The 13,295-nt window shown below is 39.2% G+C and carries 14 protein-coding genes; 1 reads left to right on the top strand and 13 read right to left on the bottom strand.

Annotation, left to right across the window (positions count from 1 at the left end):
• Positions 1 to 3: 3 nt before the first annotated feature.
• From IWC72_RS03885 to IWC72_RS03860, 7 genes are read right to left on the bottom strand one after another with little or no spacing between them, the layout of a single operon-like run.
• A complete protein-coding gene (locus IWC72_RS03885) occupies positions 4 to 891 on the bottom strand; it encodes a carbohydrate kinase family protein (RefSeq protein ID WP_194528881.1) in 888 nt (295 codons plus the stop codon).
• A complete protein-coding gene (locus tag IWC72_RS03880) occupies positions 892 to 2,388 on the bottom strand; it encodes a mannitol dehydrogenase family protein (RefSeq protein WP_194528880.1) in 1,497 nt (498 codons plus the stop codon). It lies immediately after the preceding gene.
• Between the two features lie 24 nt (positions 2,389 to 2,412).
• Positions 2,413 to 3,381 carry an ABC transporter permease gene (locus IWC72_RS03875; RefSeq protein ID WP_194524925.1) on the bottom strand — a complete coding sequence of 323 codons (969 nt, stop codon included), beginning with the start codon at positions 3,379 to 3,381 and terminating at the stop codon, positions 2,413 to 2,415.
• 12 nt (positions 3,382 to 3,393) lie between these two features.
• On the bottom strand, positions 3,394 to 4,926 hold the full coding sequence (locus IWC72_RS03870) for a sugar ABC transporter ATP-binding protein (RefSeq protein WP_194528879.1): 1,533 nt from the start codon (positions 4,924 to 4,926) through the stop codon (positions 3,394 to 3,396).
• 39 nt (positions 4,927 to 4,965) lie between these two features.
• Positions 4,966 to 6,021 carry a substrate-binding domain-containing protein gene (locus IWC72_RS03865; RefSeq protein ID WP_194528878.1) on the bottom strand — a complete coding sequence of 352 codons (1,056 nt, stop codon included), beginning with the start codon at positions 6,019 to 6,021 and terminating at the stop codon, positions 4,966 to 4,968.
• A 38-nt stretch (positions 6,022 to 6,059) separates the two neighbouring features.
• Positions 6,060 to 6,287, bottom strand: a complete 228-nt coding sequence (locus IWC72_RS20240; protein ID WP_226967944.1) for a hypothetical protein — start codon at positions 6,285 to 6,287, stop codon at positions 6,060 to 6,062.
• Complete coding sequence (locus IWC72_RS03860; RefSeq protein ID WP_226979482.1) at positions 6,227 to 6,910, bottom strand: hypothetical protein; 684 nt, start codon at positions 6,908 to 6,910, stop codon at positions 6,227 to 6,229. The genes IWC72_RS20240 and IWC72_RS03860 overlap by 61 nt, the downstream gene beginning before the upstream one ends.
• Before the next feature lie 296 nt (positions 6,911 to 7,206).
• Here IWC72_RS03860 and IWC72_RS03855 point away from each other — a divergent pair, with 296 nt between their 5' ends.
• Entirely contained in the window at positions 7,207 to 7,944 is a 738-nt protein-coding gene (locus IWC72_RS03855; protein ID WP_194528877.1) for an NUDIX hydrolase, read from the top strand.
• A 120-nt stretch (positions 7,945 to 8,064) separates the two neighbouring features.
• Here IWC72_RS03855 and IWC72_RS03850 read toward each other — a convergent pair whose 3' ends face one another.
• From IWC72_RS03850 to IWC72_RS03825, 6 genes are read right to left on the bottom strand one after another with little or no spacing between them, the layout of a single operon-like run.
• The gene (locus IWC72_RS03850; protein ID WP_194528876.1) at positions 8,065 to 9,333 is read right to left on the bottom strand and encodes an MSMEG_0569 family flavin-dependent oxidoreductase; all 1,269 of its coding nucleotides are present in this window, start codon (positions 9,331 to 9,333) and stop codon (positions 8,065 to 8,067) included.
• Between the two features lie 16 nt (positions 9,334 to 9,349).
• Complete coding sequence (locus IWC72_RS03845; protein ID WP_194528875.1) at positions 9,350 to 9,619, bottom strand: MSMEG_0570 family nitrogen starvation response protein; 270 nt, start codon at positions 9,617 to 9,619, stop codon at positions 9,350 to 9,352.
• A gap of 4 nt (positions 9,620 to 9,623) precedes the next feature.
• Positions 9,624 to 10,586: a sll0787 family AIR synthase-like protein gene (locus IWC72_RS03840; protein ID WP_194528874.1), complete on the bottom strand. Its 963-nt coding sequence runs from the start codon at positions 10,584 to 10,586 to the stop codon at positions 9,624 to 9,626.
• Between the two features lie 6 nt (positions 10,587 to 10,592).
• Entirely contained in the window at positions 10,593 to 11,213 is a 621-nt protein-coding gene (locus IWC72_RS03835) for an MSMEG_0567/Sll0786 family nitrogen starvation N-acetyltransferase (protein ID WP_194524918.1), read from the bottom strand.
• A complete protein-coding gene (locus IWC72_RS03830) occupies positions 11,210 to 12,328 on the bottom strand; it encodes an MSMEG_0568 family radical SAM protein (protein WP_194528873.1) in 1,119 nt (372 codons plus the stop codon). The genes IWC72_RS03835 and IWC72_RS03830 overlap by 4 nt, the downstream gene beginning before the upstream one ends.
• A complete protein-coding gene (locus tag IWC72_RS03825; RefSeq protein WP_194524916.1) occupies positions 12,282 to 13,289 on the bottom strand; it encodes a Nit6803 family nitrilase in 1,008 nt (335 codons plus the stop codon). Before IWC72_RS03825 ends, IWC72_RS03830 begins: the two co-directional genes overlap by 47 nt.
• Between the last annotated feature and the right edge of the window lie 6 nt (positions 13,290 to 13,295).

The raw sequence follows: 13,295 nt of genomic DNA, 5'->3' as shown, positions 1-13,295 counted from the left end.
TCTCTATGGTTGTACATACATCATTTTATCAATAGTAGCTTTCTCTATTTTTGGGTTTGCCCCTTGGTTACTGGCTACAATTGCACCCATGGCGCAAGAAAAATCAAGGGCATTTTGAGGGGAAGCACCCTTAAGGATTTTGTTGATCAGAGATGCCAAAAAAGAATCTCCTGCACCAACAGTGTCCACAACTGTTATTGGATAGCCGTTGTTGTAATAAAATAAATTATTACAATAGAGTATGGCGCCATTACCGCCCCTTGTAACACAAATAGATGTTGTATTTGTATACTTCGCTATAAATTTGATGTTTTCTTCTAGAGACTCGGATTCGAAATCTAGGGCTTTTGCTATTTCTAAAATTTCATCGTCATTAAACTTTATAAAGTCGGCAGCATCCATGAGTTCGTACAAAACATGTATGGTGTAATGCGGAGCTCTAAGATTAACATCAAAAATTTTATACTTGGCCAGTTTTAAAAGCTCATGCAGTGTATTCTTAGAGGTATGGTTTCTTGCGGCCAAACTTCCGTATATAAAGGCATCCGAAGTTTGAGTAATGTCTACAGCATCTGGTGTAAGTAAAATATGGTCCCAAGCTCTAGGAGACTCTATAATATATGAGGCGGAACCTTTGTCGTTCAAAGTAACTTTTACATCTCCAGTTTTTAGAGTAGAATCCACTTTTACGCTTTGGGTGTTGATACCCTGTTTGTTAAGGAATTCAATTATTTCACTGCCGGCCCCATCATTACCTACCTTGCTGATCAGGCTTACCCTATTTTCTAATGATTGTAAACGCGCGGCAACGTTTAAAGGCGCTCCTCCAATTTTTTTATGGGTAGGGAATACGTCCCAAAGAACTTCTCCGAAACAAACTATATTTTTCATTTAAATATTATTTAAAGCCTTATTGTTCATTTGGGTTATACATTCTTCTACACCGTATTTTAGAATGTTTTGATATGCCGCTGTGTAAATATCAACAAATCTTTTGGATTGATTCAGCTTCCCGAAAACGGATTCTATTTCCAAAAAAGATGTGGGACTGTTTTTGGCAACCAGAGCTTTTTCTTTTAATAGGGTTTCTAGGGCATCTTTAATATTTAAGGGGTTTCCTTGCTCATCAAGACCGGCACTGTAGATGGCCCAGGCTGCAATTACAAAAGCCGCATGATCAACAGGGCCGTCATTTTCTAATTGTGCGTTTACCGTGGGTAAAATAAAAATGGGAATTTTAGCGGAACTCTCAGAACATATTCTGTCTATTTGATCTTTGATGTAAATATTCCCAAATCTTTGAAGCAGTGACTGTTTATACTTTTTTAAGTCAACACCTTCTAAATCACCTAAAGTGGGGCTCACCTCTTCATCCATGTAGGAGTGTAAAAAGGTTTGTATAGCCTTGTTCTGAACAGATTCGTCAATAGTTTCATAGCCTATTAGAGCGCCAAGGATTCCCAAAACGGAATGTCCTGCATTTAAGAGGCTAAGCTTCATTTTTTCATAAGGAACTACATCTTCTACAAATTGAGCTCCTACATTTTCCCAAGCAGGTCTTCCTGAGATAAAATCATCTTCTATGACCCATTGTTTAAAAGGCTCACAAACTACGGGCCATGCATCTTCAATTCCGCTGGTTTCTTTTAATAGGGCAATATCCTTTTCTGATGTGGCGGGAGTGATTCTATCTACCATGGCATTAGGGAAGGATATATTTGATTTTATCCAGGGTACGAGATCCGGTTCGGCCATATGTACAAAACTCAATAACATCTTTTCCGTCATATGTCCATTTCCCTGAATGTTATCGCAAGACTGAATGGTGCACCCGGGCAATCCTCTTTCTTTTCGGAGTTTTAATGCTTGGGTCAAATAACCAAAAATTGTTTTGGGAGCTTGTGGGTGCTCTAAGTCCTGTTGAACTAGGGGGTTTGTGAAGTCAAAAGAACCCGTGGCTTCGTTGTAGTTATAGCCACCTTCCGTAATGGTCAGGGTTATGATCTTAACATCGTTACTCGCCATTTTCTCTATTACCTGTGTTGGATTCTCCGGAGCATAAAGGTATTCTACAATAGAGCCTATGATTTTTTTGGTCAAGGTTCCGTCCAATTCCTTCACAATAAGGGTGTACAATCCGTCTTGCTCTTTAAGGGTATTGTAAATTTTTGTGTCAAAATCCAATAGAGCAATGCCACAAATGCCCCAATCCGAATTGGCTGGGTCATGTAATAATTGATCGGTATAATAGGCTTCATGAGATCGGTGGAACCCCCCTATGCCCACATGGACGATACCTGTTTTTAAGGTAGATCTATCATACTGGGGAATAAGGGCCTCATCTGAAAACTTGCTGAGGTTTTTGTTGTTTAATTTATAGCTAGTCATAATATGTAACGTTATGTTTTTAAGTTATTTGCTCTCGAATTTTTGTAAGAGAACGGCAAAGATGATTATGGCACCTTTCACCACTTGTTGCGGGTAGGAGGGTACATTAAGTAGATTTAGGATGTTGCTTATCAAGCCTAAAATAAGAACGCCCATTAAGGTGTTTATAGCGGTTCCTTTTCCTCCATTTAAGCTTGCGCCACCAATTACTACTGCGGCAATAGCGTCAAGTTCCCAAGCCATGCCCATATTAGGTGATCCCAAATTTGTTCTGGAGGCAACAATGATAGCGGCAGTTGCGGCCAAAGCCCCAGAAATTGCATAGACCAAAAACTTGTATTTGTTTACTTTAATGCCCGATAGTCTAGAGGCCTCCTCGTTGCTTCCTATGGCTATAATCAATCTACCAAATACATTGTAGCGTAGCATTGCCATCGCACAGATAACAATGATAAAAAACACGATAGAAATGTTAGGTATGCCCAAGGTTGAGTTATTGGCAAAGTCGGACATGTACAATCCTCCGTAAGTGGTGAAGGTAATAGGGGAGCCTTTTGAATAGATAAAGCCCAAGCCTCTTGCGATAGTCATTAGGGCAAGTGTGGCAATAAAGGGTGCCATTTTTTGATAGGCTACAAGATAACCAGCTACGCTTCCCAGTGAAAACCCGATTATAATGGTCAGTAGAATGGCTAGGGGTAAGGCAAATGTATTCACTAAAATTGCGAAAGTAACGGCCAACAAGGCTACCATGGAACCAACAGAAAGGTCTATTCCACCGGTTAGGATTACTATTAACATTCCAATACTTATAATACCAATACCGGAAACCTGTTTTAGTAAATTGGACAGATTTACCGATGTAAAGAACACATCTGAAATCATTGCGGAAAACAGCACTAGTACGATGAAAATGAAGATGGTGTTGTGTTTGATCAGAAACTTAAGGAATCCTCCTGGACTACTAAGTTGTTGTTTTATTGTTAAGGCCATGATCTAATTTTTTTAATGGTTGGATGATGATGTTTTTAATGCTTTTCCAATGGAGTAGCGTAGTATGTTTTCTTCGGAAAATTGCGCTTTGGTCAACTCGCCGTAGAAGGTGCCCTTGTGCATAACTAGGATTCGGTCCGAAATACCCATTATTTCGGGCATATCGGAAGAAATGACCACAACGGCAACACCTTTCTGGGCAACTTCGTTTATGAGATTATAGATTTCGACTTTGGCACCAACGTCTACCCCGCGCGTAGGTTCGTCAATTATTATTACTTTGCTGTCTATGCTAAGCCATTTGGCCAAAGCCACTTTTTGCTGGTTGCCGCCACTTAAGTTGCCTACATCTACTTCTGAGCTAGGGGTCTTAATATTTAGCTTGTTAATTAAGGCAGATACGTTTTCTTGCTCTTTTTCTGTTTTTAAGAAACCCAGTTTACTGGAAATGGATCTAAAATTGGTAATGCTAATGTTCTTTCGAATGGAAAGAGGCAAAAAGACACCTTCTTCCTTGCGATCTTCAGATACAAAGCCTATTTGATGTTTTACGGCATCAACGGGCGACTTAGTTTTAATCTCTTTTCCGTTTAGGGTCAAGGTTCCGGATTTCTTTTTATCGGCACCAAAAATCAATTTTGCTGTTTCTGTCCTTCCGCTGCCACCTAACCCTGCTACGCCAATAACTTCACCAGGTTTTACGGAAAATGACACATCGTGAACCAAGTTGTTCTTAGCTGTTAGGTTCTTGACTTCAAAAACAGGTTTTGACCCTATTTTTGCATTACGTTCGGGGTATAGATCTTTTAGTTCCCTACCGATCATTAATCGAATAACACTATCCGTGTCGGTCTCGGAAACGGGTAAGCAACCTGTGTCTACACCATCTCTAAGGACGGTTATGGAATCTGCTATCTTAAATATTTCCTCTAAATGGTGAGAGATGTAAATAATGGAAATGCCTTTTTCCTTTAACCTGAACAAATTGTCAAATAACTTTTGTGTGTCCGTAGGATCAAAAACGGTAGTGGGCTCATCCAGTACGAGTACTTTTGTATCTTCCGATAAGGCCTTGGCAATTTCTACTACTTGTTTTTGGACAATACTCAAATCTCTGACTCGCGCCGATGCATCAATCTTAAAGCCCAAAGAATCTATAAGCTCTTGGGCGTCTTTGGTAATTTTTTTCCAGTTCATCCAGAACTTATTTGCGCCAAGTTTGTGCAAGTAGATATTTTCGGCAACGGATAGATCGTTTACCAGTGAGAGTTCTTGGTAGACGACACTAATACCTTTTACCTGACCTTCGTGTGTGTTTTTTAGGTTAAGTTCTTCGCTGTTCAACAAGATTTTTCCACCATCTTTTTGATGCACACCGCTAAGGATTTTTACCAGCGTAGATTTACCCGCGCCATTCTCGCCAAGTAGTGCATGAATTTCTCCGGGTTTTACTTTAAGATTTACACCTTCAAGTACAGAAACCACTCCAAAGCTTTTAGATATTCCGGTCATTTCAACTCGGTATGCGCTATTTTCAGTTTTCATGTCTAACAAGGTTTGATTAATAAGTGTTGCGGACTCCCTTTAAAATATAGCATTTTGCCTGTAGTATTTTGCCGCATTTTCCTTTGTGATCAGTAAAGGCGCAGTGTATGAGTTTTTTGGAAAATCTGTTTTTCCGTTCATGTATTCAATTGCATACTGAACGGCATTTTTTCCTATCTGTACCGGACTGTTCATGGCGGTACACCCATAGAAATCTGTTTCCATAATGTACTTTATGGCTTCTTTTTGTCCGTCCGCACCGGCAACGATCAAAATATCGTCTGTTTTACCCGCCTGGGCAATTGCCTTTATGGCTCCCAGTACACAAACATCCGATTCGGTAATGACTACGTTTACATCTGGGTGTGCTACCAAAACATCTTCCATGGCCTTTAGTCCGCCGGCATAGGACCAGTTGGTATACATTTGGGTTTTAATGTTCAAATCAATATAGCCCAACGTTCTTAATTGTTCTTCCGTAATACCTTGCAAAAGCCCTTGTTTCCGTGTTTTGCCTACGGGGTTTCCGGCATTACCACTTAATAGGGCAATATTCATTTTTTCTTTGCCGAATTTTTTGGCTAGCCATTCTCCGGCAAGTTCCCCGTTTGCTAAGTTGTTAGATTGAATGGTGGTAACAAAATCTGCCGATGGGTCAATAGAACTGTCTATAATGAATACCGGAACACCGGCGGCTTTAGCGACTTTGGTAACCCCAACCAGGGCATCAGGATCTAGCGGGTTAAGGAGCAGGGCATCAATACCTTTTGTGATTAGATCCTCAACCGCGGCTATTTGTTTGTTAATATCATTTTGGCCATCTGCAGATAAGAAGGTCATGCCATTATTTTCGGTAGTGGACTTAATGCTCTGGAACAGCGCTTGGTAGTAGGGTGCGTTCAATGACGGGGTGCAATAGCCTATTCTTTTGTCTGAAAGATCTATTTTGCTTACAAAACTCTCCTCTGTATCTTTGGTTAGACTGTTGGAGGCTTTGCTTGTTTCTAACTGTCTGGCACAACTGCACATAAATAGTAATGTGACCACCACGAATGGGCCAAGGATTTTCTTTAAAGCTGAATTTGCGTTTTTCATAATCAATACTATTAGCTGTTATTTATGTTCGGGTTTTGTTAAAATAAAGAAAAATCTAGTGATAACACCGTTGCTCGCTTCTCGGGGTTCCACATGGCTGTAACTTCAACAGGCAATTCGTAGTTGGCTACAGTAATATTCTTGTTCAGTGCCAATCCTACGTTAATAACATTTGCTTTGTCTTGGGTGTAGAATGTTTTGTCCGTTAAGAAGGACCATGCACCACCGGCAAATAGGGATAGTTCGTAATTGTCAATTTTCCACACCTTGCTTTCACTTCAAAATAATGGGTCCATGAATTTTTTAGAGAACCATCGGGTTGGATTTCGTAATCTCCAGAACCACCACCTATAATGGTGGCTAAATACAGAAGGGTGTTTGGGGTAACATTGTAGCCAAAGTTGATATCCACAAAATTGTATCCCTGTGTTTTGTCATAGCTCCAATAGTTTAGTTTGTCGCCTCTTTCTTCCACCCCGGTGTAATTGTTGTGCGATACGGCTTCGGCAAAAAATCTATCGGAAAGACGATAGAGGGCATATATGGAAACTTCTTTGTAGTTGGCCCTTACGTTTTGTCCGGAATCCTTATGGATTACATCGGTAGTGGTGAATCCGGCACCGCCCCAGACGCCAAGTGTAAATTTTTCATTTTTTGAATTATATTCTAAATGGGTGGCGAACATAGCTCCTGGATGTACAACAAAGCCATGCCATATATGCATGTTCTTTAAGTGGCCGCCAGTGTTAAAAGGTTTGTAGCGGTCTTTATCCTCGTTATCGTCCTGAGCTAACCCAAAATTGATTCCAAAGAAGAGAATTAATGGTAGGGCTAGCATAAAAGAAGCTCTGTTAAATTGCTCTAGTTTTTTATGATTTGAATTTTTCAAAGTAAAACCGATTCTAGTTTGTAAAATGGATAGCATTTGTTTTATAACAAGATGGTTATAGGTTGATAATTAATAAACGTCATATTAACGTTTATTAAACAAATGAAAACTTTATTTTCTTACTTACCAAATTAATTAACATAAAAAATGTGATATTTTACCCGTTATATATGTGAAATTACCTTTTATCGCCTTGTAATATTAGGGATTAGTGAATTTTTGTTAAAAATGTCAAAAGGACGTTTATTTTTAATTTAAAGAGCTTATTTGTTTAGTTTTGTATGTAAAATAGATTTATGAGGGCTAAGGAAATCTTGAATGTATCTGTGGATTGTGTAGTTTTTGGATACGACATTAAGGCAAAATCGCTTAATGTTCTATTGATAAAGCGGTATCTGGAGTCCGTGGCAAAATCTAATGTCCTTGTGGATGATTATGTACTAACCGGTTACCATGTGTATGAGCATGAAACTCTAGATGAAGCCTCTGCTAGGGTTTTAAAAGAGCTAACCGGTCTAACCAATTTGTATAAGAAGCAATTTAAGGTATTTGGAGCTCCTGACCGGCTAATGGGGAAGTCAGACCAAATTTGGGTTAAGAGCAAGAAATTTAGCTCAAGGACTTTTACCGTAGCCTATTATTTTTTGTTGAAAACCAATGATGTTGATTTAAAGGCTAATAAGCATAAGGCAAAATGGTTTCCTCTAGGGGAATTGCCAAAACTAGGGTTTGACCATAAGAAAATTATAGAGGAAGCTCATGAAGACCTAAAGGCTAAATGCTTGTCCGAGCCTATAACATTTGAATTATTGCCCTTAAAATTCACCATGAATGATGTACAGGATCTCTATCAATCTATATTAGGTGTTGAAATTGATAACCGTAATTTTAGAAGAAAGTTAATCAGTAGAAAATATATAATTGCTTTGGATGAAAAGCAAGTTGGTGTTTCAAAAAAGCCAGCTCAGTTATATATGTTCAGTAAGGACGTGTATGATAAAATTTCCAATAAGAATTATTTGATCAGTATGTAAAGAAGCTTTCCTAGAAGCCTCAAATGGGTGTTCAATAAGACAAGTGCCTAACTTTATATACAACGAAAAACCAGAGAGGTTAGCTTCTCTGGTTTAATATTAATGTTTAAAACTGTCAACTTATTTTCTGGTCAAACAGGTTTCTACAAGCTCATTATTAAATTTATCTACAATATGTTGCGCAATATAAGATGCGTCTTGACCAACATGTGAAAATCTGCCGGATCCCCAAGTATGCAACCAAGGTAAGCCAATGAAGTACAGTCCTTTTTCTTCTGTGACACCTCTATTATAGGAAGGAAAGCCACGGGAATCATATACTTTAGGAAAATCTACCCATGAGTAGTCAACTCTAAAACCTGTACACCAAACAATAGCTTTGATGTCTTCTTTTTTATAATTCAATGGTTCTTGATTTTTAAGAGATGGTTCCCATAAAGACGTGTACCTGCTTGGTGGAGGGGCATCAATATTATTGTTTTCAATATACTCATCAATATTACTTTGTATTCTATTGTAGGTTTTGTCCGCCTCATCTAAATTATAGGTCAGGTCGTCATTGAAGTAAATGTTTGTATCTTGAATGTTATTTATTTGTCCACGAAGAGTTACACCTTCTAACGCTAGTTTACGAAGGTCAATATCGCGACCACCATCTCTACCTGTCAGATAATGATTGGTTTTGTGGCGCGCTTCTTCAGGGTCTGGATGTGATTCAATTGGCTGATCATAATACCCCATATCTTCTAGCCATTCTACAGCATCTTTACCTCTATATGTTCTTGGAGCTCTTGGGGCCGTACCTACACTGAGGTACACTTTTTTACCGGCAATGTGCAAATCTTCCGCAATCTGTGCTCCGGACTGGCCCGAGCCTACCACTAGAACAGAACCATCTGGAAGTTGTTCTGAGTTTTTATAATCCGCGGAGTGTAGTTGTTTAATATCATCACCAATATGGCTTGAGATTGGTAATATATTGGGAATATGATATGCACCTGCAGCAATAATCACTTTGTCTGCGGTAAAATCTCCAATAGAAGTTGATACCTCAAAAATTTCGGATTTCTCTTTTTTGTATACTTTGCGAACTTCTACATTGCCTTTTATAGGTGGGTTAAATGAATTGGCATACCTTTTTACATAGTCTACTATTTCATCTTTAACCATAAATCCTTTAGGGTCATTACCGTCATAATCAAAACCGGGAAGTCTACACTGCCAGTTAGGAGTAACCAAGCAAAAAGAATCCCATCTGCGTTTGGACCAAGAATCTCCTATCTCACCGCGATCTAAAATTAAATGGTTTATGTTATCTTGTTTTAAGCAGTAGCTTGCCGATAGACCAGCTTGACCTCCTCCTATGATGATTACTTGGAAATGACTCATGTTTTTCTCTCTTTAATTAAACTATTTTCACTATTTTTTTTGCATCATAATTTTGACACTTTTCACTTATTCTTGATGATTCTGCTTGCGCCGATGTACATGAATACCCAAACTTTAACCGTACACGCTCGCTTGCCTCGTTTAGACCTGTAGTACAACGGGTCAAGAATTCTTCTAAACTTAGAGACTCACCAGGTTTCAGGTATTCATTTATGACGCTAGAAGGGGAGTATACTTGGTCCTTTTGATTGTCAGGCCACTCTATATTAATGTAAGTTATTGGCATAGCTTTAAAATTTTATTTTTTGGTCTTCGTACTCTATGATTAATTCTGTTTTCTTGGTTATCTGTCCAATACAATCACAGGTAACACCTTTATCTGAAAAGACTGATTGTATAGATGTTATGTTTTCGGAACTGCAGGTCAGGATATATCCATAACTAGGAAAGCTAGATAGCCATTTTTCCCATGCTATTTCAGCAGGTTTTGTGATGTTCTGTAAATTAATTTTGGCACCAACTTCTGAAGTGTTGAGTAGCATACAAATTGTGCCAATTATGCCGCCCATACTAACATCCTTTGCAGTTGAACTCCATTTTTCATTGGCTATTAAATGAGGAATTTTCGCTTTCTCTTGTAGCTCCTTGGACGACGCCGTTGTACTTGCATTCCAAAAGGCATAATCTTTATAATATGCCCCGTTCTGGTCTATGGCCAATAATATAGATTCTCCTGGTTTCGCATTAAAACTAGTCAATACATTCTCTGTTGCCTTTCCTAAAATAGAGACGCTCAATGCCCTGTTGTCCATATGGTAGCATGTGTGGCCTCCAACTATAGGTACTCCGTAAGCTTTGGAAGCCGCCAACATTCCTTGCCAAATCTCAAGACTGTCTTTTGCATCTTTTGTATATAAGGTATCCGTAACGGCTATTGGTAATCCGCCCATGGCGCAGATATCACTAATATTTACCATTACGGCAGAATAGCCGGCAAACCAAGGATCCTTATCCAAGAAATAAGGAACAATTCCTTCTGCTGCCAGTAACAAGTTACTACCGTCTTTTTGTGGTATTACTGCGGTGTCATCCCCTAATAGAATAGAAGAAAATTCTTCTGGGAAATAGGTGCTACTGTGTATAGAACTCCCAATATGCTCATAGGTCTGTGCAATTCGTCTCTTGTCCTTAATATCCGGATGCTGTCTAAGTTTTTCCAAGATGGGTGTTATGGATATGGTGTTGGAGGTCATAATTCGTTATGCTATTTTTAGTAGTTCTGAAAGACTCGCCGTGTTTTCTAGGGAAGCACCAAAAATTGGCGTTGCTGGATAGGCATCCAAATCGGCTTCCATCAAGAAATGTGTAACACCATGTATTTGAACTTCTTCAATACAATTCCAATATAACCGTTGAAACAATTTTACATTTTGTTTCTGTACATATGCCGAAAATTTATCACAACCAATATAGTTGGCCAAAGACACTGCTCTGTATATTAAACTTGCCGCTATTGACATTTGATAGAGTGGAGAAACTTCTTCCTTTTTGAAGAGATTTGGACAAATGAACTTTGAGAAGGATCTGTGTTCTTTCACTACCCCTAAGCGCCCTCCAAACCATTCCCGATGCTTATCTTCATAAATTCTGACCACACCTACAACCTCGTCTGGCGACCCTAAATAATGATTTACGGCAATAATAGGAATGGCTTTTTGGTCGTGAGTATCGTAATCCGAATCTTCAAAAATACCTTGCTCTTTACAAAAGATAGCGTTGCGTGTGTTGTAATAGGCATTTAATTGAACGAGATTATTGGGGATGTTAATATCTATAAAATCCAGTCCGCGATCTTTTTTATTTGTTTGGAAGTATATCATGCGCTATGTTTTTTTTCGAATGCGGAAAGTGTAGAGCACGCGCCACATTTGGCACAGCCTGATTCTAATGTCTCAGATGTCATTCCGGCGTTAACTAACGATAGCGCCAAAGGGTCTAAAATTTTGTGCATAAAGTCCTTACTGGGTGCGCTATGGTTTTCCAAGGGAGTGTTCCTAACGGGTACAAAAGGAACTACAAAGGGGTATACGCCTATGTCAACCAATTTATCGCACATGAGTAGGATTTCGTCTTCCGTATCCCCAAGACCGGCCAGTATGTAAGTACTTACATTACCTTTGCCAAAGATTTCGACGGCGGCCCTAAAGGCTTTAAAATAAAAGTCTAAGGAAACACTGGCTTTGCCCGGCATTATCTTATTTCTGACCCGATTAGTGACCGCTTCTAAATGCATTCCAATAGAGCTTGCACCTGCATTTTTTAATTTAAGAAACCAATCAAAAGTATCGGGCGGTTCACATTGTACCTGGATGGGGATATTTACGGCTTCGGCTACTGCCTTCACACTTTCGAACAAAATTTTCGCTCCTCTGTCAGAACTGGCAGGAGTGCCGGTAGTCATGATAAACTGGGAAATTCCATCTAGTTCTACTGCGCATTTAGCTACCTCTGCTAATTGTTGAGGTCTCTTGTAGGCAATTGTAGTTTCATGTTTTAAGGATTCTTCAATAGCACAGAACTGGCATGAAGTCTCTTTGTTTTTATATCTAATACAGGTTTGAAGCACTGTGGTTGCTAAAACATCTTTGCTGTGTAATCTTGCAATTTTCCAGAAAGGGGTGCCATCAGAACTTTTTTCCTTATAAAATTTAGGTTCCTTAATAAAACGTATGGTAGTAAGTATCTTACCATCTTTTTTTAAGGATGCTAATCCCATTTTTGTGGGTCTGGTTGCTGTAAATGGTGAGCTTTCCGCAGCATGGCTTAGAACCGGAATCATCACCGTTGTATTGAAAATGGTAATGGCTTTATGGTCAGTAGGACCAGCGCCTCCTTTACGAACCGTAAGGTCCGTAACATCTTCTAATCTAATTCCGCTTGCTTGTATCTCATTCAGTAAAATATGATTGCTCTCTTGTATTAGTGTATCGTTCATCTTGCTCTTTTTTTAATGACGCATTCGTTTCCTGCACTAAGTTTTTTTGACTTTTGTCTATGTTTAAAGACAATAATTCTGGTCTAGAGTAATGACCTACGGAATCCATCATTCGTTTTCTTTTGGTGATTAGACTCATGTCCATGTCGGCATAAACAATACCTTCGCCTTCACTTAGTACATCTGATAAAATCACTCCCTCAGGGGAAATAATCGCGGTAAAACACCCTTTGTCCAATACTTTTTGCATAGCTGTATCGCCGGTTATTTTTTCAACCTGTTTAGGATAGAGGTACCCAGTTGAATTTATCACGAAACAACCGGACTCTAGTGCGTGGTGCCTCATGGTTACCTCCATTTGATCAGCGAATATTTGCCCTACCATGGAGCCGGGAAACTGACTGCAGTGTATTTCTTCATGATCATTCATAAGGGCAAATCTTGCTAAGGGGTTATAATGCTCCCAACAGGCTAATGCTCCAATTCTGCCAATAGTTGTGTCCACTGCTTTTAAACCACTGCCATCACCTTGGCCCCAGATCATGCGTTCATGATAGGTGGGTGTTATCTTCCGACGCTTAAGAACTAGTTCTCCGGTTGTGTCAAAAACGAGTTGGGTGTTGTATAAGGTTCCTCCATCTCGTTCGTTCACCCCCAAAACAACTACTATGTTATTTTCTTTGGCCAATCCACCAATAAAATCAGTGTCTTCACTCGGAACTACAACACTTTCCTCATACAATTTTGTATGGTCTTTGCGGATACTAACCGCCGGTTTTATAAAAGAAAAATAGGGGTAGTTAGGAACTAAGGTTTCAGGAAAAACAACAATGTCTGCGTTGTTTTTCCCGGCCTCAACAATTGCATCTGCAACCTTGCCTAAAGTACCTGACTTACTTTCTAAAACTGGCGATATTTGTACCGCAGCTCCTCTTACAATGGGTTTTTTGAATATCGCCATTTGTAT

Origin of the sequence: Zobellia roscoffensis (assembly GCF_015330165.1) — a bacterium.
Taxonomy (GTDB): Bacteria; Bacteroidota; Bacteroidia; order Flavobacteriales; family Flavobacteriaceae; genus Zobellia; species Zobellia roscoffensis.
Note: the sequence above shows the minus strand (reverse complement) of the source record. Positions and strands in the feature narration are given on the sequence as shown.

Bases quoted from the DNA above. Each gene is read 5' to 3' on its own strand.
- IWC72_RS03885 (WP_194528881.1), bottom strand. From the start codon at position 891: ATGAAAAATATAGTTTGTTTCGGAGAAGTTCTTTGGGACGTATTCCCT.
- IWC72_RS03880 (WP_194528880.1), bottom strand. From the start codon at position 2,388: ATGACTAGCTATAAATTAAACAACAAAAACCTCAGCAAGTTTTCAGAT.
- IWC72_RS03875 (WP_194524925.1), bottom strand. From the start codon at position 3,381: ATGGCCTTAACAATAAAACAACAACTTAGTAGTCCAGGAGGATTCCTT.
- IWC72_RS03870 (WP_194528879.1), bottom strand. From the start codon at position 4,926: ATGAAAACTGAAAATAGCGCATACCGAGTTGAAATGACCGGAATATCT.
- IWC72_RS03865 (WP_194528878.1), bottom strand. From the start codon at position 6,021: ATGAAAAACGCAAATTCAGCTTTAAAGAAAATCCTTGGCCCATTCGTG.
- IWC72_RS03855 (WP_194528877.1), top strand. From the start codon at position 7,207: ATGAGGGCTAAGGAAATCTTGAATGTATCTGTGGATTGTGTAGTTTTT.
- IWC72_RS03850 (WP_194528876.1), bottom strand. From the start codon at position 9,333: ATGAGTCATTTCCAAGTAATCATCATAGGAGGAGGTCAAGCTGGTCTA.
- IWC72_RS03845 (WP_194528875.1), bottom strand. From the start codon at position 9,619: ATGCCAATAACTTACATTAATATAGAGTGGCCTGACAATCAAAAGGAC.
- IWC72_RS03840 (WP_194528874.1), bottom strand. From the start codon at position 10,586: ATGACCTCCAACACCATATCCATAACACCCATCTTGGAAAAACTTAGA.
- IWC72_RS03835 (WP_194524918.1), bottom strand. From the start codon at position 11,213: ATGATATACTTCCAAACAAATAAAAAAGATCGCGGACTGGATTTTATA.
- IWC72_RS03830 (WP_194528873.1), bottom strand. From the start codon at position 12,328: ATGAACGATACACTAATACAAGAGAGCAATCATATTTTACTGAATGAG.
- IWC72_RS03825 (WP_194524916.1), bottom strand. From the start codon at position 13,289: ATGGCGATATTCAAAAAACCCATTGTAAGAGGAGCTGCGGTACAAATA.